This window comes from Cupriavidus sp. DB3 (assembly GCF_020418465.1).
GTDB lineage: Bacteria > Pseudomonadota > Gammaproteobacteria > Burkholderiales > Burkholderiaceae > Cupriavidus > Cupriavidus cauae.
Genome location: NZ_JAIZPL010000002.1, coordinates 439,969 through 465,472, shown reverse-complemented (window position 1 = coordinate 465,472; position 25,504 = coordinate 439,969). Strand labels below are relative to the sequence as shown.

Here is a 25,504-nt window from a genome sequence, read left to right as displayed (position 1 = left end):
TCGGCTCACGCTCGCATCGCGTGCGCGCCTTTGGTCTGGCCGGCAAGCTCCGCCGCGACAAAGTCCACCAGTACGCTTGCGCGCGCCGGCATCCGTCGACCGAATCCGTGCAGCACCTGCAGCGGTACCGCGCGTAGCGCCAACGCTGGCACTACACGCTGCAGCCGGCCGGCATCGAGGTCAGCCTGCACGGCGACGTGCAGCAGCTGCGCGATACCCAGGCCGCTGAGCGCTGCCGTGCGCATCGCAGCGCCATTGTCGGCATCGAAGGACCCCTTCGTCTGCAGCCGCGTGCCGTCGGCAAGCGTGACCGGCATGACTTGTCCTGCCAACCGATAACGCACATGGCGATGGTGCAGCAGGTCCGCCGCCGTGCGAGGCTCCCCGCAACGTTCCAGGTACGCAGGCGAGGCCACGAGCACCACAGGAAGGGTTGTCAGGTGCCGTGCATGCAGGCCGCTGTCAGGTGCGTGTCCGGCGCGGAAGGCCAGGTCGAACCCCTCGCGGATCAGATCGGCGTGCTGGTCGCTGAAGCTGACGTCCAGGGACAGGCGCGGATGGCGCGGCATCAATTTCGACGCGATCGCGGCCAGCAATGTGGCGCCCAGATCGGCCGGCATGCTGATGCGAAGATGACCTGCCGCCGCCATCTCCGACGGCGCAATCAACCCCTCGCTTGCTTCCTCGAGTCCTCGCACCAGCGGCGCGACGCGTCGGTAGAAGACGGTCCCTTCGTCGGTCAGTGCGAAGGCGCGGGTAGATCGGTGAAAGAGCTTCACGCCCAATCGGGCTTCAAGTCGCGACACGCTCTTCGAAATGGCCGAGGGCGTAGTGCCGAGGAGCCTGGCGGCCCTGGTGAACGAACCCGCTTCTACCGCACGGACAAAGGCTGAAAGGCCATGGAGGCGTTCTATCGACATGGAAGACAATTTGGCACAAGTCATGCGCCCAATGCAGGGCTGCTCGCCTTGCGACGGATCCTCTAGATTTTCAATCTCATCAAACAGGAATGTCGAGGTACACGATGGGCAAGCTTGAAGGAAAGGTCGCGGTGATTACGGGCGGCAACAGCGGTATCGGATTGGCGATGGCAAGGCGGTTCGTCAACGAGGGGGCCCAGGTGCTCATCGTCGGCCGGCGCGCGGACGCCGTTGATGCGACGGTTGCCGAACTGGGGCCGCGCGCGAGTGGCCTGACAGGCGATATCGCCGATCTGTCCACGCATGATCGCGTGTCGGCAGAGGTCGTCAAGCGGTTTGGCGGGGCCGACATCTACGTGGCCAACGCGGGCATGAACCAGATCAGGCCGTCCGCCCAGGTTGACATCGACGAATACGACGCCCAGTTCGCCACCAACACGCGAGCTGTGTTCTTCGGCGTGCAGAAGATCGTGCCGGTGTTGCGCGACGGTGGCTCCGTTCTCCTTGTCAGTTCGATTGCCAGTGCCAAGGTGCTCGATGGACACGCCGTCTATGCAGGTTCCAAGGCGGCAATTGAGGCGTTTGCGCAGAGCTGGGCGCTCGAGTTCAAGGCGCGCGGCATTCGGGTGAACGTCATCAGCCCAGGTCCCGTCGATACGCCGATTCTGTCCAAGCTGGGCGTTGCCGACGGTGACCGGCCAGCTTTCGAGGCAGCCGTGGCAGGTGCCATTCCGCTTGGTCGCCTTGGGCGTGCCGAGGAGATTGCATCGGCGGCACTGATGCTGACCAGTGAGGAAGGCACCTTCATCACCGGCGTGAACCTGCGCGTCGATGGTGGGATCGCGCTGACCTGATATTGCTGACGGCAAACCGCCTCGCTGTTGGGGCCGGCTGGCAGCGCTGCCGTGATTGGAAAGAAAGGCGCCGCGGGTCTTTTGAACCCTCGGCGCTTTTCTCGCGATCATCGTCGCAATCGACTCGATGACGGTTTGTCGTCGAGTATCGATCAGTAATCCCACTGCACCGGAACGAAGCGGAAACTCCCGCCGTTCTTTGCGACGTGACCGATGGACGGGAAGGCGACATGCGCCGCGGCCAGTAGAGCGCCGGTCTCGGCGGCTTCGTTAAGCAGCGCGATACGCACGTCCACAGCGACTTCCGGCTCGTGCTCGAAGCCATTCTGCCAAGCGGGATTGTCGAAGCCGACTTCGAAGATGGCATCGCCCACGAAGGTCAGCTTCTCGCCCTTCGATGCAACATCCACGACGCAGTGCCCCGGGGTGTGTCCACCCGTTACACGCGCCGACACGCCCGCTGCGACTTCGACGGTCTGATCGAACAGCACGAGGTTCTTGCTGTAGAGCTCGACGAACTTGGCGGCCGCCTTGCGCAAGGCGGGAGGAACCGCTTCCGGCATGACCGTCTGGCTGAAGTCCGGATTCTTCCAGAATTCGACTTCCGCGGCCGCTACGTGAATGCGTACGTCCGGCCGCAGGCGGGCCTTGACGCCATCCACGTTCAGGCCACCGACATGATCCATGTGCATATGGGTGATGACGATATCGGTGATGGCAGCCAGATCAATACCGGCCGATTCCAGCCGCATCACCGACCGACCGGCGCGCGAGAAGTATTCGAATCCGTCACCGAGGCCCGAATCGATCAGGATCAGGCGTTCGCCGCTACGCACGAGCGCGATATTCAGCGCCCAGTCGAACATGTCACGTTGCAGGAAGCGGCTATCGAACCATTCGTTGCGGTCCGATTGGCTCACGTTGGTCGACATGGTACTGGTCGGAAGCGGCAGAATGCCATCGCTGATCAGCACGACGTCGACGTCACCGATGCGCACGGCGTAGCGGGAGGGAACGAGTTCGCCGGAACCTGCGTTGCCAAGGTTGACGGTCACCGGCTGCACATTGCGGATTGTTTCGCTCATTTTCTGGAGTCCTGTCCATTGAGTGGGTAAGCCGCACGATGCGGCAGGCGAGGTCCGTTTCGCTGCGCGGACATCTTCCTCGACCGTCGCACGGGTTGTGCAACGATCGTTGCCACCGAGTGTAGGCAGGAGGGGCGATTGGCAGTAGAGTCGCGGCGGCCTTCAGTATGTTGACCGAACGGCAACAATCTCCGACGGGCGACAACACGCGCGATCCGTCTTCTTGCTGGAGGATAGGGACGAAAAATCGAAGCGCTTGGTGGGGCTGTCGCTCAGACCAGGCGCACGGCGCATGGCGTGCGATGTTATGATCGAAGCTGGATTCGACGACGGCTTGAACAGGAAATAAAACTGCAGAAGCAGCGTTCCGGGGCCGTGCTTCTCACAATCAATAGCGTCAGGCCATGGCCTGGAAGTACTCAAATGATGGATTGGTTCCCTATCGTCTTTATCGCGTTCAAGGTCCTCGTGTTGGGCACGGGCATGTTCTTCGCCATCAAGTGGCATTACGATAAAGGCAGGAAGAAATGATCAAACCAGCGGACGCTCGCTGCTGATGGGCCGATTTGCGGGAAGTGCCCGGCTGAATTGAGAGTCGGCGAGATGCGAGCGAGAACGTGGCCCTACGCATCGCCCTCGGCCACCAGTCTTTCGATGTATTCCTCCAGCCCCGTCCCACCCCTCATCGGTTCCTCGGACAAATCGAACCGACTGTCCACACTGACGGCGGTCATCCGCGCATAGGAATCGGCAGCGGCATCCGAGAACCCCAGCCCCACAAACGTCTCCTTCCACTTCTCCCGCGGCACGACTTCGACCTGAACGGGCCGCCGAAGTGCCTGCGAGAAGGCCATCGCAACCTCTTCGGATGAATACCGCCGTGGCCCTTCCACATGGCGGACGCCAACATCGTCGAGCGGGGACATCAGCCTGGCTGCTGCCGCTTCCCCCAAATCGCGTGGCGCCACCATGGGGATTGGTAGATCGGCAGGAAACATCGTCGGCAGCTTGCCCGTGCTGCGTACCGTATCGAGCAGCCAATCCCAATTGCTCATGTAGTAAGCGGCGCGATTGATCGCCGCAGGAATCGGTTGGCGGCGCAGTCCTTCTTCGAGCTCCCACAGGACGCTCAAATCGCCGATGCGCTCGCCGGGCTGGGCGCCGCCTGTGGATTCGGCGACGACCTTCTCCAGCCCCGAGCCCTGAAGCGCGGCAAGGATGTTGGCCACCGTGTGCCGCTCGATCGCATCGGTGTCCTTGCTGGTATCGGCGGGCGGATTGAGCAGGAACGCTCGGCGTCCCCGCTGAAACGCGGCCCGCAGTGACGCCACGTCTTCCACGTCCGCCTCGACGACCGCGGCGCCCTTGTCGCGCCATTTCGCGGCGCGGGCGGCCGAACGGGTCACGATGGTGACCGCCTGGCCGCGGGCGAGCAGCGCATCCGCTGTCGCCGATCCAACATGTCCGGTACCGCCCATGATGACGTACATGTGCTTGCCTCCCGCGTCCCCTGAGCCGTTGTCGGGAATGGACGCATAAGTCATTGCTCATGTCGAAACCATATCAAAGACCGAAGCGGCGTTGGCAATTCCCCTTGAAATGGCCGAACTGGCGACGATTACCGCCCCGCATCCCTCGGCACCACTTTCCACATGACGACCCCGGCCGCCACCAGCAATCTCGCCAACAGATACAGCGCGTTGTCCATGCTGCCGGTCTGAACCTTGACCTGCCCGATCACCCACGGGCTGACGATCCCGCTGGTAATGCCGACACTGCTGATGAACGCGAGTCCGGTTGCAGCGGTATGCCCGGGCAAATAGCTGCGTGGCAGCGACCAGAAGATCGGCAGCGCCGCAAAGATCAGCACCGCCGCCACAGACAGGATCGCCAGCATCGCGCCGAAATGCGGCAGTCGCAGGGTCAGCAGCGCGAGCGCCAGGGCACCGCCGCAGCAGCACAGCAGGAAATGCTTGTGCCGCTCGCCGGTGCGGTCCGAATGCCGCGCGATCAGGATAAGACCGACGGCGCCCACGGCATTCGGAATGACGCTATACAAGCTGATCGACACGACATCGGTAATGCCGAAATCGCGAATCATCAGCGGCATCCAGAAATTCAGCGTCAGCGAGCCGCAGGTCAGCGCGAAATAGATAAACGCGAACACATACAGCCTGGGGTTGCGCAGCGCCTCGCGCAGGGCGCCGAGCGTATGGGCCGCGTGGCTGCCTTGCTCGCCTTCCAGTTGCCGTGCCAGCAGCGCCTTCTCGCTAGCGGTCAGCCATTTGGCGTCGGCGGGGCTGTCAACCAGATACCAGGCGGCGATCAAGCCGAGCAGCACGGCGGGCGCGCCTTCGATGGCGAACATCCATTGCCAGCCGAACAGCCCCATCACGCCGGCCATATCGCGCATGATCCAGCCGGAGACCAAGCCGCCCAATACGCCGGCGATCGCGACACCCGCGAAGAAGATGGCCATCACGGCCGCGCGCCGATGCGCGGGGAACCAGTAGGTCATGTACAGCACGATGCCGGGGAAAAAGCCGGCCTCGAATACGCCGAGCAGGAAACGCAGCGTGTAGAACTGCGCCGGCGTGGAGACGAAGGCCATTCCCACCGAGACGGCGCCCCACAGCAGCATGATCCGCGTGAAAGTCCGCCGAGCGCCGAAGCGGGCGAGCAGCATATTGCTTGGCACTTCGCACAGTACATAGCCGACATAGAACACCGCGGCGCCGAGTCCGTACATTGCATCGCTGAAGCCGAGGTCCTGCTTCATCTGCAATTGCGCGAAGCCGATATTGATGCGGTCAAGGAAGGAAATGACGTAGCAGACGAACAGGAAGGGGACGATGCGCAGCCAGATCTTCTGGTGCAGGGCGTCTTGTTCGTGTGCGAGGGCGAGCGGGGGCGTCGCGGTGCCCGCGTGGAGTTGGGACATGCTTTGTCTCCGTAAAGCAGGAAGGAGGAAAAAGAGGGGCGGATCGCGCCGCCCTTAACGGGCCGGTGTCTTGCGCACCGTGGGCCCGGAGTGGATTCCGTCGTGTATCAACCGTTGGCGCGAGCGCGCCCTGTCGTTCGTCGAATATGTTGTCGCGTATCTCGTCGCGTATCCCGTCGAATCAGGCCGCGGCCGTTTCGGCCTCGCGCGCCAGTTGCAGCGCCGACAGCAGCGTCTCGTGGTCGCCGATATGGTTGGCCAGCAGCAAGATCAGGCGGGCGTTGGCCGCCTGGCTTTGCGCATCGTCCAGATCGCGGTGCATGTCGATCAAGGCTTCGTAGAAGTCGTCGGGACGGGCGAGGTTGGGGGCGGTGATAAGGGGCATGGTGTCTCCGGGGGATGTCGTTGCCGCTTGCTGGGGATCATGCCGCGAGCGCTTCGGCGCAGGCCGGTGTTCCTCGCGCCGCCGGCGCAGTCTCCGCCAGACGCTTGCCTTGAGCCCGAGCCATCGCCTCCATCACCCGTCCCGCATCCACCGCACGCCAGCGTGCGCAGACATGTTGATCCGGACGAATCAGATACGCGGTACCCGGCACCGCGTCGTAGCGTTGCGCCACGATGCCGTCGCGATCCCTGACCACAGCAATGTCCGATGTCCGGGCAGCGCGATGACCGTCCGGCGCGACGAACAGCATCCGTGGTGCACCGGCTTGACCGCGGAGCGCGGCGATCTGCCTGTCGGCCTCCGCATCGAGATCGTCGGGATGGCCGTAGACCAGCAAGCTGAATCCGCCATGCAGCTGCGACAGCAGCCAATCCTCGGCGCCATCGGCCTCGACCGGCGCCTCGGCACACGGCGCCCCAGGAATCATGGCGCCAGCGAAGGCATCGGTGTCGACCGTATTCAACGGGGACGAGGCCAGCACGCTCGGCACCGACAGGCGCCCGCTATTGACCAGCGTCCGCGCAAACGGATGCTTCGCCGCCAGCGTCAGTACCGCATCGCGAAACACACGGCTTACCTGGCTCTTCGGCGTGATGAAGTCCGTGGAGCGAGTCGAATTGCGGATGTTCTCGTCCGCCGCGTATTCGCGCTCGCTGGCATAGGTGTCGAGCAGCGCGTCCGGCGCCTCGCCGCGCAGCACGTGGGCCAGTTTCCAGGCCAGATTGTCCGCATCCTGTACGCCGCTATTGGCGCCGCGCGCGCCGAAGGGCGACACGCCATGCGCCGAGTCGCCGGCGAACAGCACGTTGCCATGCCGGAAGCTGTCCATGCGCAGGCACGAGAACGTGTACACGCTGACCCATTCGAGCTCGAATTTCGCATCCGGGCCGAGCAGGGCCTGCACGCGAGGAATGACGCGCTCCGGCGATTTCTCCAGCACCGGGTCCGCGTCCCAGCCCAGCTGGAAATCGATACGCCAGACGTTGTCGGGCTGCCGATGCAGCAGCACCGATTGATTCGGATGGAAGGGCGGATCGAACCAGAACCAGCGCTCGCTTGGAAAGCCGGCTTCCATCCGGATATCCGCGATCAGGAAGCGGTCCTTGAAGGTGCGGCCCTTGCTGTCCAGGCCCAGCAGATTGCGCATCGGGCTGCGCGAGCCGTCGGCGGCGACGACATAACGAGCCCGCACTGGATATGTGCCATCGGGCGTTTCCACGGTCAGCGTGACGGTGGCATCCGCGCCGCCCTCATCGCGGCGCTCGATGCCGACCACCTTGTTCTTCCAGCGGATCTGCAGATTCGGCAGTTCGAGCGCGCGCTCGAGCAGGAAGCCTTCGACGTAATACTGCTGCAGGTTGATGAAGGCCGGCCGGCGATGTCCGCTTTCGGGAAGAAGATCGAACGCATAGACCATCTGGTCGCGCAGGAACACCTTGCCGAGATTCCAGCGCACGCCCTTGTCCACCATGCGATCGCCGCAGCCAAGCCGATCGAAGATCTCCAGCGTGCGCTTGGCAAAGCAGATCGCGCGCGAGCCGGTCGACAGTGTGCAATCGTCGTCCAGCAGTACGACCTCGATGCCTTGCTGGGCCAGGTCGATCGCGGTGGCCAGGCCTACCGGGCCGGCACCGATGACCACGACCGGATGCATCGCGTTGGTAGCCGATTGCTCCGCGCACGGCCGGTATTCAAAGGTCAATCGTTGATAGTCGACCGCCATCTTGTTGTCTCCTTCCACCATCCTGGATGCCGATACCGATACCGATGCCGATACCGATGCCGATACCGATGCCGATACCGCCGCGTCAGTCCTGCAGCGCGGCCCACATTTCCTTGTCGCGCTCGGCGGTCCAGATGCGCGGATGCGTGATGCCGGACGCCTCGTCATAGGCGCGCGTCACGTCGAAGGGCAGGCAGTGCTCGTAGATGAAGACGTGGCCGAACTTCGGGTCCATGCTCTTGCGGGTATGCGCCATCGCGGCCTTCAGATCCATCTTCCGAGCGACCGCTTCCTGGCCGGCGCGGTACAGCGTGCTGACGAAGTCCTTGGTGTAGGCGATGCCCTCGCGGACCTGCTGCGGCGTGGTCAAGGCCGGACCGCGCCCCGGGACGAGCTTCTCGGCGCCCAGCGCCTGCAGCGCGTCCAGCGTCGCCGGCCATTGGGCCAGCTGCGCGTCGCCGCAATAGCAAGCTGCCTCGTACTCGACCAGATCGCCGGAGAACAGCACCTTCTGCGACGGCAGCCAGACCACGGTGTCTCCCTTGGTGTGGCCCGAGCCGAGATGCGCGATGCGGACTTCCAGCTTGCCGAGGAACAGCGTGATTTCCTTGTCGAACACCAGCGTCGGCCAGGTCAGGCCCGGCACGGTCTCGACGCCGGCGAACAGGCGCGGGAACCGCTCGATCTCCGACTTCATGTCGGCCTCGCCACGCTCGACGATCATTTCGTAGGTGCCGCGGCTGGCGATGATCTGCTGCGCGCCCTCGGCGAAATACGCCGAGGCGCCCAGCACGCGAACCGCGTGGTAGTGCGACAGCACGACGTACTTGATCGGCTTGTCGGTGACCGTGCGGATCCTGGCGATCAGGTCCTGCGCCATCGCGGGCGTCGCGGTGGTGTCGACGATCAGCACGCCGTCGTCGCCGATGATCACGCCCGAGTTCGGATCGCCTTCGGCCGTGTAGGCGTAGGCGTTCTCGGACAGCTGGGTGAAGGTGACCTTTTTGGCTTCCAGGTCGGCTTGCGATGCGAATGCTTTGGCCATGCTTGCCTCGTCGTGGGTGACGGGGCGCGGCAGCGGGCGGCATTGCGCAGCGGCAATGCACAGGTACTGTCTCGCCCCTTCGTTATTGGATTGGCCGCGCGCGAGAGGGCATGCGGCGTTGTCGGGGTAGACGGATGGTAGGAGGTCTCCGTGCGTTAGTCAATGGATAAGTTATTGGCTAAAACATAAAGAACGAACAACAGACCGGCGGGTGGCAAGCGCGGCGCCCATGCGGCGTTGGATTAATATCCAGCCTTTCGGAGGGCAACCATGAGCGGGCCAGGGCAGGCGGGACAGGAGAAGACGCAGCGCGGCGTGCAGAGCGTCGACGTGGCGGGCCGCTTCCTGCAGGCGCTGGCAGAGGCGGGCGCACCGCTATCTGCGGTCGAACTCGCCACGGCCGTGGGCATCGCCCCGGCTCAGGCCCATCCCTACCTCGTATCGCTGACGCGGCAGGGCTGGATCAAGCGCGACCATCTCGATGATCGCTTCGAACCCGGGCCGCTGGCGCTGCAACTGGCGCGGATGCGGCTGGAGCTGGATCCCGGCCTGCACGCCGCGGTGCCCCTGGTCGCCGCGCTGACCGCGCAAACCGGCTGCAGCGTGGCGGTCAGCGTGCCGGGCCCGCAGGGTCCCACCATCGTGCGCTACGAGCGCGGCAACGCGCCGCTGCACGTCAACCTGCATGTCGGCACCGTGATGTCGCTGGCCACTACTGCTACCGGCCGCATGTATTGCGCCTGCATGCCCGAGGCGCAATGGGTGCCGCTGTTCGACGCCCTGCCGGCGCGTCCCAAACGCGCGGCGTTCCTTGCCGAACTGGACGAGGTGCGCAGCCGCGGCATCGCCCGCAGCATCGATATCCCGAGTCCCGGCGTCAGCAGCCTGTGCGTGCCGGTACGCGACGCCGCCGGCGCCCTCCGGCTGCTGCTTACCGCAATCGGCCCGACCGCAACCATCGACACGACCTGGCGAGGCGATCTTGCGCGCGCCCTGCAGGCAACCGCAGGGCAGATCGCCGATTCACTGCGCGTAGAGGGCTGAGCCATGACGAATGCCACTGGAACGACCGACGAGGCCACGGGCAAGCCGCAACGCGGCATTCAGGCGCTCGACGCCAGCGCGCAGCTGATCGGTGCGCTGCTGCGCGCTGGCGGTCCGCTCGCGCTGAGCGAACTGGCGCGCGGCGCGGGCATGGTGCCCGCCAAGGCCTTTCCGCACCTGGTCAGCCTGTTGCGAGCCGGCGTGCTCGAGCGCGATGCCGATGGCCGCTTTCTGCCGGGACCGCTGGCCCTGCAATTGGGACTGATCGCGTTGCAGCGCCTGTCGCCGGTGCGCGAGGCCGAGCCGGAAGTGCGCGGCCTTGCCGTGGATACCGGCCTCAGTGTCGCAATGGCCGTGCTCGGGCCGCTCGGACCGACGGTCGTGCGGCTCGAGGAATCGACGCGGCCGCAGCACGTCAGCCTGCGCGTCGGCACGGTGCTGTCGCTGGTGAATACCGCAATCGGCCGCGTGTTTGCCGCGCATCTGCCGGAAGATGTGCTCGGCGGAATGCTCCACCAGGAAGCGGTGCGGATGGCGGGCGCGTCGACGAAGGACATCGGGACCGGCAAGACCCCTTATGCCGCGAGGCTGGCCCGCATTCGCGCGCAAGGCGTCGACGATGCACTCGACAAACCGGTGCCCGGCATCCATACGTTGGCGGTGCCGGTGTTCGACCACACCGGTACCGTGGTGCTGGTGCTCGCGGCGATGGGGACGGCGGGGAGTTTCGATAGCGGGCACGACGGCAACGTCGCGCGCCAATTGGCCGGCGCAGCGCAACGCTTGTCGTGGCGATTTGGGCGGACGCAATCCGACGCACGGGGGTGAGATGACTGCCCAGCCTTGATTTCCATTGTTCGAACATGGTGTCAGGCCAACACTAGACTGTCAGGACAACAATCTTCAAGGAGACGACCCAATGTCACGCCCCATCCTGAACATCGCCGACGCCCAATACCTCGACTTCGCCGACCTGTCGCGCCAATACGGCTCCGAACTCCCCGCCGACCGCTACGGCGGCCGCATGGCGCCGATCGGGCGCATGCTCGGCGCGCAAAAGCTCGGCTACAACCTGACGGTGATCGAGCCCGGCAAGCGCGTGTTTCCTTTCCACAGCCACCGCGCCAACGAGGAGATGTTCTTTATCGTCGAAGGCAGCGGCGAAGTGCGCATCGGCGAGTCGCGCCATCCCGTTCGCGCCGGCGACGTGATCGCCTGTCCGGCGGGCGGTCCGGAAACGGCGCATCAGATCATCAATACCGGTACGCAGGAACTGAAAGTGCTGGCCGTCAGCACGATGACCGCGCCGGAGCTTTGCCACTATCCCGACTCGGGCAAGTTCGGCGTGCTCGATCACGGCAATGGGTTTGCCTATATCGGCCGCGCGGAGGGGAGCCTGGACTATTGGGAAGGGGAGTGAAGCACGGTTCGCCAGCTGCGACGCTGGCGAACCGCAGAGGCAGGAAGCGGTAGGCGGTGCGCTTATCCCGCCAGCTTGATCAGCGCCGGCACCGTCAGCACCGCCGTGTAATACCCCATGAACTGCACGCCGGTGTTGAAGCCCAGCACGCGCGACAGCAGGCCGCCGATCGAGCCGAGCGTGACGATCACCAGCAGGCCCAGCAGCTGACCTTCCCACACGCTGATCACCAGGATCAGCCCGACAAAGGTGGCGACGATGGCCTCGTGCGAAATGCGGCGCGATACGAACAGCGCGGCGCGGCGCGCGTAATTCATCGCAAACGGATACGACACGATCGCCGCCAGCAGCACCGCCAGCAGGCCGTAGCCGAGGAATTCCCAGTGGCTCAGCAGGTTGTGCAGGTTGTGGGTCTGGCCGTTGCCGGCATCGACGGTGAAGACCGGCGGGGCATTGAACAGCGGCGCGGCCGGACCGGCGGCCACCGGGCTCAGCGGCAGGCCGAAGGCGATCAGCGGAATCAGCGCCTCGGCGATATAGGTCGCCTCGGTGACGCCGTTGCGCGCGCTGAGCACCGTGGTCAGCCGGTGATAGGCGTGCTTGATGCGCGAGCCGACCAGTTCACCCAGCACCACGGTCATCGCGACCGGGCTGAACACGAAGGTTGCGCTCGAGATCGCCGCGGTCGCCACGGTCCAGCGGGTCTGCGTGCCGTCCATTACCTTCAACGGATTGGGGAAATAGCCGCTCCATCCCTTCACGTCAGGTGCCAGCGTAAACGTGCGGGCTTCCTTGCGCTGCATGCGCGGACGGTCGACCGGCGACAGCGTCGAAAACAGGTCCGCGATCAGCGGGCCGATCGCGATGCCGAGGAAATAGCTGATGCTCAGCTTGACGCCGAATTTCGCGGTCAGGGTCTGCAGCGCGACGATCACCACCACGAAGGGCACCAGCGTCGCCACCGAGGCCCAGCGGCCCGGCGACGCGTAGGCGATCACCAGCGCGGCGGCCACGAAGATCCACGGCGCGGCTTTCGTGATCGTGGCGCCGAACGGGGCCAGCAGCACGGCGAACAGCACGGCCAGCGGCACCGCGCAGAACGCGGCGACGATGGCGCCGGAAATCATCTTGCGCAGCGCGATATGCGGCACGCCGAGATTGCGCAGATGATTGGCGTCCTGCATCAGCGGCGTGGCCATGGTATCGCCGGGAATGGCGAGCAACGCGGTCGGCACCGCGTGCGTCATGTGCTTGGCGACCGCGCCGGCCAGGAAGAAGGTGAACACGCCGGCGGGCGGCACGCCGAGCAGCACGACCAGCAACGTCAGCGGCGCGAGCGTCGTGGTCTCGTCGGTGCCCGACACCAGGCCGATCGCCGCGAAGACGATGGCGCCGGCCAGGCCCATGCCCAGCGCGACAAGGATCTGCGTCAGCAGAGGGGTGGATTCGATCATGATGCGCTCCAGGCGGTGGCGGGTCAGGCGGCGTTGGGGCGAGCAGGAGCGGCGGCCGCGTCCGCATCCGGTATCGCGACGTCGGCGTGGCCGGCGGCCATCGCACCGCGTTCGCGCGCGGCAAACAGCTCGTAGAGCTGGAGTTCGCGCAGTTCCTGCACCGTGGCGGCGGGGAGGTCGGCCATGGTTCCGAGTCCACCGGATTCCTCGGCAAGACGGTCGAGCGCCTGCTCGCGTGCGGCGGCCGCGGTTGCGCTGCTCGCATCGGTTCCGCTGTCCTCGGTGACCACGCGCTTGGGTTTGAAGAGGCAGGCGCAGATGAAGCCGGCCAGCACGCAGCCGGCCAGCCCGGCGAGCATCGCATAGGCGCGCGCGAGCTCCGGTGTGCGGACCAGTTCGGTCAGGATGCGGCTGGCGATCGCAAAGGCCGCGAGGCTCAGCGCGCCGCCGATGACGATGGCGCAGGCGAGATGGCGCGGATTGGCGGTATCGCCCCAGACTTCGACCAGCGGGCTACCGGCGGCCTTGGGTTGTGGTTGCATGGTTGTCTCCTGTGTGGCGCCTCGCTTGTCGGCGGGCGCTTTTTCTTGGTGTGGCGAGCGGGGGTGGTCGGCAGGTCGCTGCCCCCTCCCTTAACCCCTTGCCTGCTCGCGGGAGAGAGGCCGGGGAGAGGGAAGTCTCCCGCCGCCGGGGGGCGCCTCTATCCCTGCCGCAGCTGCGCCAGCAGTTCGATTGCACGGTCGGTGCGCACGTCCTTTTCCTCGGCCATCCGGCGCGCCACCTGTTCGACCTCCTGGCCGACGGCGCCGGCGACCAGCGCGATATTGCGGGCGTGCAGCGCCATATGGCCGCGCTGGATGCCTTCGGTGGCGAGCGCGCGCAGGGCGCCGAGATTCTGCGCCAGTCCGACTGCGGCGGCGATTTCGCCGAGTTCCTGCGCGCTTTGCACGCCCAGGATCTTCAGCGCGAGCCGCGCCAGCGGATGGGTCTTGGTGGCGCCGCCCACCAGCCCCACCGGCATCGGCAATTCGATGGTGCCGACCAGCGCGCCGGTGGCGTCCTTCTCCCAATGCGTCAGCGACGTGTAGCGGCCCGCGCGGCAGGCATAGGCATGCGCGCCGGCCTCGACCGCGCGCCAGTCGTTGCCGGTCGCGACGATGACCGGATCGATGCCGTTCATGATGCCCTTGTTGTGTGTCGCCGCGCGGTACGGGTCGATTGCCGCGAAGGTGTAGGCGTCGAGCACGCCTTCGATGATGGCGTCGCCGCTGCGCTCGCCGGTGGCCAGCGCTTCGGGCGTCAGCCGCACGCGTGCGCGCGCAAGGCGCAGGTCGGCGAGGTTCGACAGGATGCGCAGCCGGACCGGCGCGCCGGTGATGCGCTCGACCACCGGCGATACCGCCTCGGCCATCGTATTGACGGTATTGGCGCCCATCGCGTCGCGCACGTCGACGATCAGGTGCATCACCACCATCGCGCCGCGCGGCGTGTCGGGAAACACATGGACCTCGATGTCGCGGCAGCCGCCGCCAAGTCCGATCAGCACCTTGTCCCGCGCGTTCGCAACGGCGAGGATCTCGTCGCGATGGCGCAGCAGCGCCTGCCGCGCGCCATAGGGATCGGCGACGCCAACCACCTGCACCTGCGCCCGCATCAGCGGGCCGGAGCTCGAGGTCTCGAAGCCGCCGCAGCCGCGCGCGAGCTTGGCCATGTAGGAGGCCGCGGCAACGACGGACGGTTCCTCGACCGCCATCGGCACCAGCACGTCCTTGCCATTGATCTGGAAGTAGCCGGCCACGCCGAAGGGCAACTCGAAGGTGCCGATCACGTTTTCGATCATGCCGTCGGCACGTGCCGCGCCCAGCGCGCCGGGCTCGGCCAGCAGTGCGTGCTCGTCGTCGTCCAGGCCGACCGCGTCCGCGATGGCGGCCAGGCGCTGGGCCGGCGTCATCTCGCGAAAGCGCGGCAGGCGGGAATCGACGGGTTTGCGGCGGGAGTCGGCCGCGGCGGTGCCATCGGAGGCAGCGGCGGCATCGGACGAGGGGAGGGAGGCAAGCATCGAGGTCTCCGTTCTATGGTTCTCTGGTATGGAATGGAGACAGTCTAGGGTGACTGTACCAGTCAATAGGGGTACAGTTTGCGGGGACAGTGACCAGCCGCCCGGTATTTGCGCCCTATCGATGACCTCCACCGCTCCGGGCACCGCCCGCAAATCCCCATCGCTCGCCACCACGCTGGCCGACTCGATCGCCCGCCAGATCGCCGAAGGCGCCTATCGCACCGGCGATCGCCTGCCCTCGTTGCGCGAACTGGCGCAACTGCATGGCTACAGCAAGAACACGATCGTGGCCGCCTTCGAACTGCTGGTCGCGCGCGGGCTGGTCGAGCCGCGGCGTGGCTCGGGCTTCTTCGTTCGGGAGGTGGCAGTCCGGCCCGCGCCCGAGGAGGATGCCGGCACACTGGGCCGCGCGATGGACATCGTCTGGCTGATGCGCGAGCAGTTGAAGAGCCGGCCCGACGTGCTGGCGGTCGGGGACGGCTTCCCGCCGGTGTCATGGCTGGCGGAGGCGCGGCTGGACCGCTATCACCACAAGGTCGTGCGCACCGGCCTGGGCGCGCTGTTCCGCTACGGCAACCGTTTCGGCTTCGGCCCGCTGCGCGACCATCTGGTCCGCAAGCTCGGCGATGTCGGCATCGGCGCGCAGGCCAGGCAGATCGTGCTGACGCACGGCGCCAACGAGGCGCTGGACCTGGTGATCCGCTACTTCGTGCCGGCCGGCGGCACGGTGCTGGTCGACGATCCCGGCTATTACCCGCTGTTCGGCAAGCTAAAGCTTGCCGGCGCCCGCATCGTCGGCGTGCCGCGGCTCGCGGATGGCCCGGACATCGACGCGCTGGAGCAGATCCTGACGCGCGAGCGGCCGCGGTTGTTCTTCACCCAATCGGTCGGCCACAACCCCACCGGCTCGGATCTTTCCGCGGCCAAGGCGTATCGCCTGCTGCAGCTGGCCGAGCGCTTCAATCTGCTGGTGGTCGAGAACGACGCGCTGGCGGACTTCAAGCCGACCACGCTGCCGCGGCTGTCCGCATTGGACCAGTTGCAGCGCACGATCTATATCGGCAGTTTTTCCAAGTCCTTCTCGGCGGCGCTGCGGGTCGGCTATATCGCGTGCAACGACGCGCTGGCCAGCGATCTGGCCGACCTGAAGGCGCTGATCCATGTCAGCAGCTCGGAGTACTGCGAGCGCACGGTCGACGTGATCCTCAGCGAAGGCCATTACCAGCGCTATCTCGCCAAACTGCGGGCGCGGCTGGCCGCCGCCACCGAGCAGGCATTGGCGCTGTTCGATCGGCTGGACGCGGACGTATGGGTGCGTCCGCCGCAGAGCCTGTACTTGTGGGCCGCGTTTCCGGACGCGCCGGACTCGCTCGCGCTGGCCGAGGCCTTGCTCGCGAAGAAGGTGATGATCGCGCCCGGCCGCGTGTTCCGTGTCGATCCGGAGGCCCGGTCGCCTTGGGCGCGGTTCAATGTGGGCGCGGTGCTGGATCCGCGGTTCGAGGCAGCCGTCAGGCGGGTGTTGGGGCGGCGCGGGCGGGGTTAGCCCGTCGGTCACATCGCGAGCGCCAATGCTGCGGCCGGGCCAATGCGGACTTGCGGGGGCGTGGCGCCATGACGTCATGCGGCCGGCGTGATGGCGCCCGATACGGAAACGGCCAAGGAAACGACTGAGTGGAAAACCGGGATGCAGAACGCGATCGCGGTGGGCAAGGTCGTCGCCGGCACCGGATGGCGATGCCTCCGGTGCCGTCGTCGATTTGCGTTGGTAGGCTCGATTGGACTCGAACCAACGACCCCCACCATGTCAAGGTGGTGCTCTAACCAGCTGAGCTACGAGCCTGTGGAAGGCGCGGATTATAGAGAAGCTTTTGCGTGCGCACAAGCCTGCCGCGAAAAAAATGCGGCACGGATTTGCGGGCTGTGGGACACCGCCCGATTGCCGGGCCCGCGTGGCTCTCCTAAAAAGGGAACAACGGCAAGCCAATCAGCCTGCCCAGCCAGCCATTTGGCCCATCCGCCCATTCCCCCATTCGCCCATTCACACGTGCCATGCTGAAGATCGCCACCTTCAATATCAACGGCATCCGCGCCCGCCTGCCCGCATTGCTGGAATGGCTGGAGCGCGAGGCGCCCGACGTCGTCTGCCTGCAGGAATTGAAGACCGTCGATTCCGGCTTTCCGATCGATGCGATTCGTGCCGCCGGCTATGGCGCGATCTGCCATGGCGAGAAGTCTTGGAATGGCGTGGCGATCCTGTCGCGCGGAACCGAGCCGATCGAAAGCCGGCGTGGATTGCCCGGGGACGATGGCGACAAGCAGAGCCGCTACATCGAGGCGGCGGTGCATGGCGTGCTGGTGGGCTGCCTGTATCTGCCGAACGGCAATCCGCAGCCGGGCCCGAAGTTCGACTACAAGCTGGCCTGGTTCGAGCGCCTGCTGAAGTATGCGGCCACGCTCTACGACAGCGGCCATCCGGTCGTGCTGGCTGGCGACTACAACGTGGTGCCGACCGACGAGGACATCTACAACCCGCGTTCCTGGCTCAAGGACGCCTTGCTGCAGCCCGAAAGCCGCGCCTGCTATCGACGCCTGCTGGAGCAGGGATGGGTCGATGCCTTGCGCGAAAAATATCCCGACGAGCGGATCTATACCTTCTGGGATTACTTCCGCCAGCACTGGCAGACCAATTCGGGGCTGCGCATCGACCATCTGCTGCTGAACGGGACGCTGGCCCCGGCGTTGCGCGAGGCCGGCGTCGATCGCTGGGTCCGCGGCGCGCCGCAGGCGAGCGACCATGCGCCGGCGTGGATCACGCTGGAGTTCGGTGGTGGCGCGGGAGGGCGTCGGGCGTCGTCGAAGGCGGCGGCGAAGGCGCCGGCGAAGAAGGCTGCCACGACCGGGGCCGCGGCTGCGAAGGCGGTTATCGCGAAGGCGCCTGCGGCTGCCAAGCGGGGCGCCGCTGCGGAGAAGGCCACGGCTGCCAAGAAGGCCACCGGTACAAAGGACGCTACCGCCGCAAAGAAGGTCACTGCGGCCAGGAAATCCACCGATACAAAGAACGCTACCGCCGCAAAGAAAGTCACTACGGCCAGGAAAGCCACCCCGGCAAAGAAAGCCACCCCAGCAAAGAAAGCCACCGCCAAGAAGGCCACCGCCGCCAGGTGAAGCGCGACTGAGCGACAATGACGCCCGTCGCGGCCACAGGCGCCGCGCCAATGCCGTTTGTCGATTGAACTCCCCCTCGCTTCGCCCATGCTCCTGAAAGTCGGCGCGCTCGCCAGGCAGGCGGGCCTGACGGTCCGCGCCCTGCATCACTACGACCGCATCGGCCTGCTCAAGCCTTCCGGGCGTTCGGCCGCGGGCTATCGCCTCTACAAGCGCGACGACGTGGCGCGGCTGCATGCGATCCAGGTCTTGCGCCAGTCCGGCCTGTCGCTGGCCGCCATCGGCGCGCTGCTGGCGGGCGAGGGGCCGCCGCGGCATCGCATCGTCACGCAGCAGATCGAGGCGCTCGATCGCGAGATTGCCCGGGCGACCGAACTGCGTGGCCGTCTGATGCTGCTGCAGACGGTGCTGGCCGCGGGCGGCGAGCCCGAGATCGAGCACTGGCTTGCGGCCCTGCGCCAGATGCGGGCCTATCGCGAGTACTTCAGCGAGGCGGAGCTCGAAACGATCTTCCGCGAGTGGATCGCCACCGAGGCGGAATGGCAGCCGCTGCTGGACGAAGTCCGGGAGGCGATGGCCCGGCAATGGCCCGCGGATGCGATCGGCACGCAGGCGCTGGCGGCTCGCTGGATGCATCTGGCCATGCGCTGGATGCAGGGCGACATGGCACGGGCCATCCGTTGGGGCGAAATGATCAAGCAGGCCGCGCAACAGGGCTTTGGCGGCATCGACGCGACGATGATCCGCTATATGGAGGCGGCCGTCGAACTGCGCATGGCGGCGTGGCTGCGGCACCTGTCGCCGGACGAACTGGCGCGGCTCGACAAACGGCTCGAACCCGAATGGCGGGCGCTGGCGCAGCGCGCCCGTGCGCTGATCGCGGCTGGCACCGATCCTTCCGCGGCGGCGAGCCGCACGCTGGTGCGCGATTGGGATGCCTTGGTCGACCGTATGGTGGGCCACGATGCAGGGCTGCGCGACAAGCTGCTGAAGGCCTATCGCGACGAGCCGCTGCTGCAGGTCGGGCACATGGTCGATCCCGGCGTGCGCGAGTTTGTCGAGGCGGTGCGCACGCACGCCGGTAAGGCGCCGTCGCGGCGGCGCTGACGATCGGGTCACGCCTTGACATGATGGGAACCGGCACGCGCGGGGGGTTGACCCTGACGTCCACGTCAGGGTCTATGCTGCCCCGCTTTCGCAGCAGGAGACCGCCATGTCCCACACCGACACCACCGCGCTGGCCCAGGGCCGGCCCAGCACGACAGCGCTGATGATGGCCATTGCGCGCGCCGTTCACCAGTTGCTCGACGATCCGCTCGTGCTGCCCGATCCCATTGCCTTGCCGATTCTTGGCCCCGAACTCGAACGCGCCGTGCGGGACGATCCCTATCGCCATAACGACCCGATGGCGCGCCCGATGCGCGCCGCGGTGGTGGCGCGCGCGATGGTGGCCGATGCCGAACTGGCCGAGGCCGCTTGCGCCGGCGTGCGCCAATGCGTGGTGCTCGGCGCGGGCCTGGATACGCTGGCGTGGCGCGTGCCCGCGGCGGATGACGGCATGCGCGTATTCGAGGTCGACCATCCCGCCACGCAGGCGTGGAAGCGAGACCTGATGCGGCAGGCCGGGCTGAGCATGCCCGACGGTGTGACCGCCGTGCCGGCCGACCTTCAGCATGCATCGCTGCAGGGCGTGCTGGAGGCGGCGGGCTTTCGCCGCGACCGGCCCGCCTGCTTCGTATGGCTCGGCGTGACGCCGTATCTGACGGACTCCGCGATCGAAAGCACGTTGCGCCATGTCGCCAGCCTGCCGGCGGGCACGCGCATCGTGTTCGACTACCGCGTCGATGCCGGCGTGCTGCCGCCATTCGAGCGCGTGATGGCGGCGCATATGGCCGGGCAGGTGGCCGCGCTGGGCGAGCCCTGGCTGTCGGAGTTTGTGCCGGAACAACTGGTGCAACGGCTGACCGCCATGGGCTTTACCGAGGTGACGGATCTCGACGCGCCGGCGCTGAACGCGCGCTATTTCCCTCGCCGCAAGGACGGCCTGCAGACCGCCGGCGGCGGCCTGCGGGTGCTGTGCGCCAGCGTGGGAGAAGCGCGATAGCCTGGCGTCGTGGAGGCGCCAGGCGCGAGACGGCAGACGCCTGACGCCTGACTGACGGCTGACGGCTGACGGCTGACGGCTGACGGCTGACGCCGGACGGCTGACGCCGGACGGCTGACGCCGGACGCCGGACGCCGGACGCCGGACGCCGGACGCCGGACGCCAGACGCCAGACGCCACCACTCAGCCGCGTGCCGCCGCCAGCGTCCGGCGGGCGTAGTACTCGAACGTCAGCTGCGAGCGGCGCGGCGTCAGGATCCAGTCGTGCGCCTCCGTGGCCAGCGCCTCGGGCAGCGGCTTGATGGTGCCGGCCGCCATCGCGGCCAGTTGCATGCGGGCCGCGCGCTCGAACAGCAGCGCCATCACGCAGGCCTCCTCGACCGAGGTCGCCGCGATCAGCAGGCCGTGGTGGGCCAGCAGGATCGCGCGCTTGTCGCCCAGCGCCGCCGAAATGATTTCGCCTTCCTCGTTGCCGACCGGCACGCCCGGCCATTTCTCCAGGAACGCGCAATCGCCATACAGCACGCACGTATCCATATGCGACACCGTCAACGGGACTTCCAGCATCGACAGCGTGGCCGCGTGGAACGGATGCGTGTGGATGATGCAGTTGACGTCCGGCCGCGCGCGATAGATCCACGAGTGAAAGCGGTTGGCGGGATTGGCCATGCCGCCGCCCTCGAGCACACGCAGGTCTTCGTCGACCAGCAGCAGGTTTTCCGCGGTGATCTCGTCGAAGCCGAGTCCCAGCTGCTGCGTGTAGTAGCGGCCGGGTGCGTCCGCCCGAGCCGTGATCTGGCCGGCAAGGCCGGAATCGTGGCCGCCGTCGAACAGGATGCGGCAGGTCAGCGCCACTTTTTCGCGCAGCGATCGTTCCGGCACGGTCAGCCGGGTTTGCATCTCGCCCTGTGCGCGGGCGATCAGCTCGTCTTTCTTCAGGTCGAAGGTATCAGCCATGTTGGATGCTCCGTTGGGATGTCGAGGGGCCGGTTGCGGTCGTCCGGTTGCGGTCGCCCGGGGGGCGTCCGATTGGGGTCGCCCTTACTCGGCCTTGATCTTTGCCGCTTCGACCACCGCCGCCCACTTCTTCTTTTCGGCGGCCATCGTCGCGGCGTATTCCTGTCGGGTGCCGGCCAGCGCCTCGCTGCCTTGCGCCGCGAGCCGGCTGCGCAAGCCCGGGCGCGCCAGCGTGGTCCGCAGCGTCGTGGCCAGTCTGTCGACGACTGCCGGCGGCGTGCCGGCCGGGACGTACAGCGCATTCCATGAGCTGGTCTCGAACGATGGCAAGCCGGCTTCCTGGCTCGTGGGCACCGTGGGAGCGGCGCTGGAGCGCGTGCCGTTGGCGATCGCCAGCGCGCGCAGCTTGCCGGCCTTGACCTGCGGCATCACCACCGGCACTGCGTCGATCACCGCGGCGACATGGCCGCCGATGGCGGCATTGACGGCTTCCGCGCCGCTCTTGTACGGCACGTGATTGATCTTTGTCCCGCTCAGCAGCTTGAACAGTTCCATGCTCATGTGCGGCGCGCTGGCGCTGCCCGCCGATCCGTAGTCGAGCCGGTCCGGATGGCTGCGCGCATAGGCGAGGAATTCGTTGAGGTCGCGCGCGGGCACGCTGGCGGCCACCGCCAGCATGAAGGGCGACTTCGACACCATGCCCAGCGGCGTGAACTGGCTGTCCGGCGAGTAGGGCAGCTTGCCGGCTGGGTAGATCAGCGGATTGACGATCTGCGTGCCCACCGTGCCCATGAACACCGTATAGCCGTCGGGCGCCGCCTTGGCGGCCGCCTGCGCGGCGATCAGGCCGCCGGCCCCAGGCCGGTTCTCGATCAGCACGGTCTGGCCCAGCGCGCCGGACCATTCCTGCCCGACCAGGCGGGCGATGTTGTCGGTGATGCCGCCGGCGCCAAAGGGCACCACCAGCCGGATCGGCTTGGCGGGGAACGGCTCTGCGGATAAGGCATTGGCGGTCAGCAGGCAACAGCCGGCCACCGCCATCATCCATCGGGGCGCTTTCATCTGGAACTCTCCGTTGTGTGTCATGTGATTGCCGGCATGACACAATGTGTCCTATGGAATGTGTTGTGTCAAGTAGGACATGTTGTACCCGGAGCGTCGATATAATGCCGCGGTCGCTTTCGCTACCGCCTCGTCATGGTCAATCTGGCGCATCGCCTCCGCACCCTCCGCCGCCAACGCGGCTTTTCGCTGGAAACGCTGGCCGAGCAGACCGGCCTGACGCGCAGCTATCTGTCCAAGCTCGAGCGGGGGCTCAGTTCGCCATCGATCGCCACGATCCTGAAGATCGCCGATGCCTACGGCATGGGAACGGGGCAACTGCTGGGCGATGCCCGCGACAGCGCGCACGAAGTCGTGTGCATCTCGCGCGCCGGCGAGCGCGAGCCGCTGTCACCCTCGGAACGCGAGGGGACCTATCGTTACGAGGCGATTGCCGCGCAGCGCAAGGTCAAGGCGATGGAGCCCTTCATCATGTATCCGCCACGGGAGTTTCCCGACGAAGCGCGCTCCGCGCACAGCGGCGAGGAGTTCCTGTTCGTGCTGAAGGGCCAGGTCGAGGTGATGCTCGGAGAGGAAACGATCGCGTTGTCGATCGGCGATTCGCTGTACTTCGATGCCGATCTGCCGCACCGCATTCGCACGGCAGGGCGGGCGCAGGCCGAGGTGCTGGTTACCACGGCGAAGTAACAGCCGGAGCAAGAACCGGGAGCAAGAACCGGAGCAAGAACCGCAGCCGCAATGGAAAAGCCGCCGGGGCGCATCGCCGCCGGCGGCTTTGGCAGGGTGGGGTGGGAGCCGGCACGCCGCCAGCTGCCTCCGTCGAATCGGCTTCAGGCCGTCTTGGCCTCCTGATAGGCCGTGTACAGGCGCTGGAACACCGGTCCCGGCACGCCCTTGCCGATTGTTTGGCCGTCGATCGTCACCACCGGAAGGATCTCCTTGCTGGCCGACGACAGCAGGACTTCGTCGGCGGCGAACACCTCGTCGCGGGTGACCGGGCGGGAGACCAGCGGAATCTCGAAGCGGGCGCACAGCTCTTCGATCAGGCCATAGCGGATCCCTTCGAGGATCAGATTGTCCTTGGGCGGCGCCGCGACGACGCCATTCTTGACGACCCAGACGTTGGACGCCGAGGCCTCGGTCAGCATGCCGTCGCGGAACTGGATGGCCTCGGTGACGCCATGCTCGGACGCATTCTGCGCGGCCAGCACATTGCCCAGCAGCGAGGTGGACTTGATCTGGCAGTGCAGCCAGCGCTTGTCCTCCATCGTGACGCAGGCCACGCCGCGCTCGGTTGCGGCAGCCGGCGGCAGCGACATCGGATTGGTCATGATGAAGACGGTCGGCGTGACTTCCTTCGGGAAGGCGTGCATGCGCTTGGCGACGCCGCGCGTGACCTGGATATAGATCATCTGGTCCGGCATCGGATTGGCCTGCATCACGCGCGCGATCAGCGCCGTCCATTGGCCCTCGTCATGCGGATTCGGAATACCGATCGCATCGAGGCTGCGCGCGAGCCGGGCCAGATGCTGTGCCGCGCGGAACGGCTTGCCGGCATAGACCGGGATCACCTCGTAGACGCCGTCGCCAAAAATAAAGCCGCGGTCGAGCACGGGGATGCGCGCCTCGGACAGCGGCGTCAATTCGCCGTTCAGATAAACGATGGCGTCGGAGCTGGAAGTCATGGCATTGGATGCGAGTGGAACAGGATGAGGCATTGTTCCACAGCGGCTCGCGCGGGGTCATGCCGAATCCGCATAACGTTTGTGCCGGGGGGCTTCCGGACGAACGCCGGACGAAAGCCGGACGAAAGCAAGCTTGGCCTTGCTTGTAGGACGAATCCTTGCCGTAATCAGCGGCCCTCCGACGCCGCTGACCGGTGTCCTGCGGAATACTCCGGGGAAAACGACTGACAGCGTGGCGCCGTGCTCACCTTCGTGTTGCTGACCCTCGCCGCGATCGGGCTGATCGCGATCGTGATCTACCTGTCGAAATGAGCGGCAGGCGGCTGGCCCATGCCATGCGACGAGGCACGGGGCAGGGCCGGTGCGCGCCGGCAGCGCGCGCCTCAGCTCGCGCCGTCGGTACGCAGCGGCGCGGCGGCGACCGGCAAGCCCGGAGGCTCCTGGCCGCCGCCCGTATCGTTGGCAGCGACGCGCTCGTCCGGTGCCGGGGCCGGCGTGGGCGTCTCGTCAAGACGATTGCCATGCGCGTCCAGGTCCGGCCGGCGCGCGAACAGCAGCGCGAAGTCGCTCAGTGCCTGCCACGTGCTCTGGTGCGCGATGATGTCCGAATGATTGCTGCCGGGAATGGTCTCCACCGCCACCGGCCCCGGCCACGCCGCCATCAGGCGCTCGGAGCATGCATGCGGGACGACGTCGTCGACCTCGGCGAGCAGCACCTTGGTCCGCTGCACCACCTTCTTGCAGTGCGAGATCGAATCGAAGTGATGACGCATCAGCTGGCGCAGCGGCACCAGCGGAAACCGCTTGCGCACCAGTTCCAGCAGCGAATCGTAGGGCGTGATCAATTGCAGGCTCTCGAAGTCCTGCAGATCGGCCAGCTGGATCGCGACCCCCGTGCCCAGGCTGCGGCCGACCACGTGGACCCGCGTGCCCGGCAGCACGCGCCGCAGATGCAGCAGGAACTGGCTGGCATCGGCGACGGCCGCCGCCTCCGACGGGCTCCCGTCGGAATGGCCGAGGCCCCGATAGTCGAACGTGGCGAAGCCGACTTCGGGCGGCAGCCAATGTAGAAATTGCATGGTCTCGAGCACGTCTTCCCCGCGACCTGGCAAATAGAACAACAGATCGGTGACGGCGCAGTGCGCATCGCCGCGATACACGTAGCCGCGCAGCATCCCGCCGGGGATGGTGTGCGAATAGGCGGTGATGCCTTCCGGCAGTTCGCGCGGCGGGCGCCGCCTCGCGTCGAACAGCAGGCGGCCCTGATTGATGCCGAGGTAGGTCCAGTAGCTGAGAAAGCCGGCTGCCGTCAGCACGGCGGCGGCGCCGATGGTCTTGCAGGGCAGGTGCATCAGGACCTGCCGGAACAAGCTGCGGTTCGCGTGGTGATTCGCGTGGTGATTCACATTGCGATTCGCATTGCGGTTCGGGTTGCGTTTCTGTTCATCCATGAGGCGCACCTTATACGAATTCGCCCCTGTGCGGCAAATCGCTGCCGAACACGGGCGGATAGCGGCAATTGCCGGCAGTACCCCAATGGT

Annotated in this window: 22 protein-coding genes, 1 tRNA gene and 1 pseudogene; 9 read left to right on the top strand and 15 right to left on the bottom strand. The window is 66.4% G+C overall.

Going from position 1 to position 25,504, the window contains the following annotated elements; genetic code table 11:
- Window positions 1-5: 5 nt before the first annotated feature.
- Window positions 6-920, bottom strand: a complete 915-nt coding sequence (locus K7G19_RS07890) for a LysR family transcriptional regulator (RefSeq protein WP_226106725.1) — start codon at window positions 918-920, stop codon at window positions 6-8.
- Window positions 921-1,024: 104 nt separating this feature from the next.
- Here K7G19_RS07890 and K7G19_RS07885 point away from each other — a divergent pair, with 104 nt between their 5' ends.
- Window positions 1,025-1,774, top strand: coding sequence for an SDR family NAD(P)-dependent oxidoreductase (locus K7G19_RS07885; protein ID WP_226106723.1), 750 nt, complete (start codon window positions 1,025-1,027; stop codon window positions 1,772-1,774).
- Window positions 1,775-1,926: 152 nt separating this feature from the next.
- Here the strand turns inward: K7G19_RS07885 and K7G19_RS07880 are convergent, their stop codons facing one another.
- The 6 genes from K7G19_RS07880 to K7G19_RS07855 all read right to left on the bottom strand — a co-directional run bounded on the left by K7G19_RS07880 (window position 1,927) and on the right by K7G19_RS07855 (window position 9,013).
- Entirely contained in the window at window positions 1,927-2,859 is a 933-nt protein-coding gene (locus K7G19_RS07880; protein WP_226106721.1) for an MBL fold metallo-hydrolase, read from the bottom strand.
- 623 nt (window positions 2,860-3,482) lie between these two features.
- Entirely contained in the window at window positions 3,483-4,349 is an 867-nt protein-coding gene (locus K7G19_RS07875; RefSeq protein WP_226106719.1) for an NAD(P)H-binding protein, read from the bottom strand.
- 128 nt (window positions 4,350-4,477) lie between these two features.
- Window positions 4,478-5,800, bottom strand: a complete 1,323-nt coding sequence (locus tag K7G19_RS07870; RefSeq protein ID WP_226106717.1) for an MFS transporter — start codon at window positions 5,798-5,800, stop codon at window positions 4,478-4,480.
- 181 nt (window positions 5,801-5,981) lie between these two features.
- On the bottom strand, window positions 5,982-6,185 hold the full coding sequence (locus tag K7G19_RS07865; RefSeq protein ID WP_150082883.1) for a DUF2783 domain-containing protein: 204 nt from the start codon (window positions 6,183-6,185) through the stop codon (window positions 5,982-5,984).
- A 37-nt stretch (window positions 6,186-6,222) separates the two neighbouring features.
- Complete coding sequence (locus K7G19_RS07860; RefSeq protein WP_226106715.1) at window positions 6,223-7,968, bottom strand: FAD-dependent oxidoreductase; 1,746 nt, start codon at window positions 7,966-7,968, stop codon at window positions 6,223-6,225.
- Window positions 7,969-8,053: 85 nt separating this feature from the next.
- The gene (locus K7G19_RS07855) at window positions 8,054-9,013 is read right to left on the bottom strand and encodes an MBL fold metallo-hydrolase (protein ID WP_149316407.1); all 960 of its coding nucleotides are present in this window, start codon (window positions 9,011-9,013) and stop codon (window positions 8,054-8,056) included.
- A gap of 270 nt (window positions 9,014-9,283) precedes the next feature.
- On the opposite strand from K7G19_RS07855, the gene K7G19_RS07850 reads away from it, so the two are divergent.
- From K7G19_RS07850 to K7G19_RS07840, 3 genes are all read left to right on the top strand, one after another.
- A complete protein-coding gene (locus tag K7G19_RS07850; RefSeq protein ID WP_226106713.1) occupies window positions 9,284-10,057 on the top strand; it encodes an IclR family transcriptional regulator in 774 nt (257 codons plus the stop codon).
- A gap of 3 nt (window positions 10,058-10,060) precedes the next feature.
- Window positions 10,061-10,885, top strand: coding sequence for an IclR family transcriptional regulator (locus tag K7G19_RS07845; protein WP_226106711.1), 825 nt, complete (start codon window positions 10,061-10,063; stop codon window positions 10,883-10,885).
- Between the two features lie 91 nt (window positions 10,886-10,976).
- Entirely contained in the window at window positions 10,977-11,477 is a 501-nt protein-coding gene (locus K7G19_RS07840) for a cupin domain-containing protein (RefSeq protein ID WP_149316404.1), read from the top strand.
- A gap of 62 nt (window positions 11,478-11,539) precedes the next feature.
- On the opposite strand, the gene K7G19_RS07835 is transcribed toward K7G19_RS07840, so the two are convergent.
- The 3 genes from K7G19_RS07835 to K7G19_RS07825 all read right to left on the bottom strand — a co-directional run bounded on the left by K7G19_RS07835 (window position 11,540) and on the right by K7G19_RS07825 (window position 14,990).
- Entirely contained in the window at window positions 11,540-12,931 is a 1,392-nt protein-coding gene (locus K7G19_RS07835; protein WP_226106710.1) for a tripartite tricarboxylate transporter permease, read from the bottom strand.
- Window positions 12,932-12,954: 23 nt separating this feature from the next.
- Window positions 12,955-13,473, bottom strand: a complete 519-nt coding sequence (locus K7G19_RS07830) for a hypothetical protein (RefSeq protein WP_150082877.1) — start codon at window positions 13,471-13,473, stop codon at window positions 12,955-12,957.
- A 158-nt stretch (window positions 13,474-13,631) separates the two neighbouring features.
- Entirely contained in the window at window positions 13,632-14,990 is a 1,359-nt protein-coding gene (locus K7G19_RS07825) for a hydroxymethylglutaryl-CoA reductase, degradative (protein ID WP_226106709.1), read from the bottom strand.
- A gap of 121 nt (window positions 14,991-15,111) precedes the next feature.
- Between K7G19_RS07825 and K7G19_RS07820 the strand changes: the two genes are divergently transcribed.
- Entirely contained in the window at window positions 15,112-16,533 is a 1,422-nt protein-coding gene (locus tag K7G19_RS07820) for a PLP-dependent aminotransferase family protein (RefSeq protein WP_149316400.1), read from the top strand.
- A 220-nt stretch (window positions 16,534-16,753) separates the two neighbouring features.
- Here the strand turns inward: K7G19_RS07820 and K7G19_RS07815 are convergent.
- Window positions 16,754-16,830: transfer RNA gene (locus K7G19_RS07815), tRNA-Val, on the bottom strand.
- 209 nt (window positions 16,831-17,039) lie between these two features.
- Here K7G19_RS07815 and xth point away from each other — a divergent pair.
- The 3 genes and pseudogenes from xth to K7G19_RS07800 all read left to right on the top strand — a co-directional run.
- Window positions 17,040-17,840: pseudogene (xth, locus tag K7G19_RS07810) on the top strand (exodeoxyribonuclease III); the annotation flags it as partial.
- 402 nt (window positions 17,841-18,242) lie between these two features.
- Complete coding sequence (locus tag K7G19_RS07805; RefSeq protein ID WP_226106707.1) at window positions 18,243-19,262, top strand: MerR family transcriptional regulator; 1,020 nt, start codon at window positions 18,243-18,245, stop codon at window positions 19,260-19,262.
- 106 nt (window positions 19,263-19,368) lie between these two features.
- Window positions 19,369-20,259: an SAM-dependent methyltransferase gene (locus K7G19_RS07800; protein WP_226106706.1), complete on the top strand. Its 891-nt coding sequence runs from the start codon at window positions 19,369-19,371 to the stop codon at window positions 20,257-20,259.
- Window positions 20,260-20,442: 183 nt separating this feature from the next.
- Here the strand turns inward: K7G19_RS07800 and K7G19_RS07795 are convergent, their stop codons facing one another.
- Both K7G19_RS07795 and K7G19_RS07790 read right to left on the bottom strand, forming a co-directional pair.
- Window positions 20,443-21,216, bottom strand: coding sequence for an aldolase (locus K7G19_RS07795; RefSeq protein WP_149316396.1), 774 nt, complete (start codon window positions 21,214-21,216; stop codon window positions 20,443-20,445).
- 84 nt (window positions 21,217-21,300) lie between these two features.
- Window positions 21,301-22,278, bottom strand: coding sequence for a tripartite tricarboxylate transporter substrate binding protein (locus tag K7G19_RS07790; RefSeq protein ID WP_226106705.1), 978 nt, complete (start codon window positions 22,276-22,278; stop codon window positions 21,301-21,303).
- A gap of 135 nt (window positions 22,279-22,413) precedes the next feature.
- Between K7G19_RS07790 and K7G19_RS07785 the strand changes: the two genes are divergently transcribed.
- Window positions 22,414-22,965, top strand: coding sequence for a helix-turn-helix domain-containing protein (locus K7G19_RS07785; RefSeq protein ID WP_149316544.1), 552 nt, complete (start codon window positions 22,414-22,416; stop codon window positions 22,963-22,965).
- A 143-nt stretch (window positions 22,966-23,108) separates the two neighbouring features.
- On the opposite strand, the gene K7G19_RS07780 is transcribed toward K7G19_RS07785, so the two are convergent.
- Window positions 23,109-23,963 (bottom strand): D-amino acid aminotransferase, encoded by an 855-nt coding sequence (locus tag K7G19_RS07780; RefSeq protein ID WP_226106703.1) that lies wholly within the window; start codon window positions 23,961-23,963, stop codon window positions 23,109-23,111.
- A 383-nt stretch (window positions 23,964-24,346) separates the two neighbouring features.
- Entirely contained in the window at window positions 24,347-25,315 is a 969-nt protein-coding gene (locus tag K7G19_RS07775) for an alpha/beta hydrolase (RefSeq protein ID WP_223819555.1), read from the bottom strand.
- Window positions 25,316-25,504: the final 189 nt, after the last annotated feature.

Bases quoted from the DNA above. Each gene is read 5' to 3' on its own strand.
- K7G19_RS07890 (WP_226106725.1), bottom strand. From the start codon at position 920: ATGTCGATAGAACGCCTCCATGGCCTTTCAGCCTTTGTCCGTGCGGTA.
- K7G19_RS07885 (WP_226106723.1), top strand. From the start codon at position 1,025: ATGGGCAAGCTTGAAGGAAAGGTCGCGGTGATTACGGGCGGCAACAGC.
- K7G19_RS07880 (WP_226106721.1), bottom strand. From the start codon at position 2,859: ATGAGCGAAACAATCCGCAATGTGCAGCCGGTGACCGTCAACCTTGGC.
- K7G19_RS07875 (WP_226106719.1), bottom strand. From the start codon at position 4,349: ATGTACGTCATCATGGGCGGTACCGGACATGTTGGATCGGCGACAGCG.
- K7G19_RS07870 (WP_226106717.1), bottom strand. From the start codon at position 5,800: ATGTCCCAACTCCACGCGGGCACCGCGACGCCCCCGCTCGCCCTCGCA.
- K7G19_RS07865 (WP_150082883.1), bottom strand. From the start codon at position 6,185: ATGCCCCTTATCACCGCCCCCAACCTCGCCCGTCCCGACGACTTCTAC.
- K7G19_RS07860 (WP_226106715.1), bottom strand. From the start codon at position 7,968: ATGGCGGTCGACTATCAACGATTGACCTTTGAATACCGGCCGTGCGCG.
- K7G19_RS07855 (WP_149316407.1), bottom strand. From the start codon at position 9,013: ATGGCCAAAGCATTCGCATCGCAAGCCGACCTGGAAGCCAAAAAGGTC.
- K7G19_RS07850 (WP_226106713.1), top strand. From the start codon at position 9,284: ATGAGCGGGCCAGGGCAGGCGGGACAGGAGAAGACGCAGCGCGGCGTG.
- K7G19_RS07845 (WP_226106711.1), top strand. From the start codon at position 10,061: ATGACGAATGCCACTGGAACGACCGACGAGGCCACGGGCAAGCCGCAA.
- K7G19_RS07840 (WP_149316404.1), top strand. From the start codon at position 10,977: ATGTCACGCCCCATCCTGAACATCGCCGACGCCCAATACCTCGACTTC.
- K7G19_RS07835 (WP_226106710.1), bottom strand. From the start codon at position 12,931: ATGATCGAATCCACCCCTCTGCTGACGCAGATCCTTGTCGCGCTGGGC.
- K7G19_RS07830 (WP_150082877.1), bottom strand. From the start codon at position 13,473: ATGCAACCACAACCCAAGGCCGCCGGTAGCCCGCTGGTCGAAGTCTGG.
- K7G19_RS07825 (WP_226106709.1), bottom strand. From the start codon at position 14,990: ATGCTTGCCTCCCTCCCCTCGTCCGATGCCGCCGCTGCCTCCGATGGC.
- K7G19_RS07820 (WP_149316400.1), top strand. From the start codon at position 15,112: ATGACCTCCACCGCTCCGGGCACCGCCCGCAAATCCCCATCGCTCGCC.
- K7G19_RS07805 (WP_226106707.1), top strand. From the start codon at position 18,243: ATGCTCCTGAAAGTCGGCGCGCTCGCCAGGCAGGCGGGCCTGACGGTC.
- K7G19_RS07800 (WP_226106706.1), top strand. From the start codon at position 19,369: ATGTCCCACACCGACACCACCGCGCTGGCCCAGGGCCGGCCCAGCACG.
- K7G19_RS07795 (WP_149316396.1), bottom strand. From the start codon at position 21,216: ATGGCTGATACCTTCGACCTGAAGAAAGACGAGCTGATCGCCCGCGCA.
- K7G19_RS07790 (WP_226106705.1), bottom strand. From the start codon at position 22,278: ATGAAAGCGCCCCGATGGATGATGGCGGTGGCCGGCTGTTGCCTGCTG.
- K7G19_RS07785 (WP_149316544.1), top strand. From the start codon at position 22,414: ATGGTCAATCTGGCGCATCGCCTCCGCACCCTCCGCCGCCAACGCGGC.
- K7G19_RS07780 (WP_226106703.1), bottom strand. From the start codon at position 23,963: ATGACTTCCAGCTCCGACGCCATCGTTTATCTGAACGGCGAATTGACG.
- K7G19_RS07775 (WP_223819555.1), bottom strand. From the start codon at position 25,315: ATGCACCTGCCCTGCAAGACCATCGGCGCCGCCGCCGTGCTGACGGCA.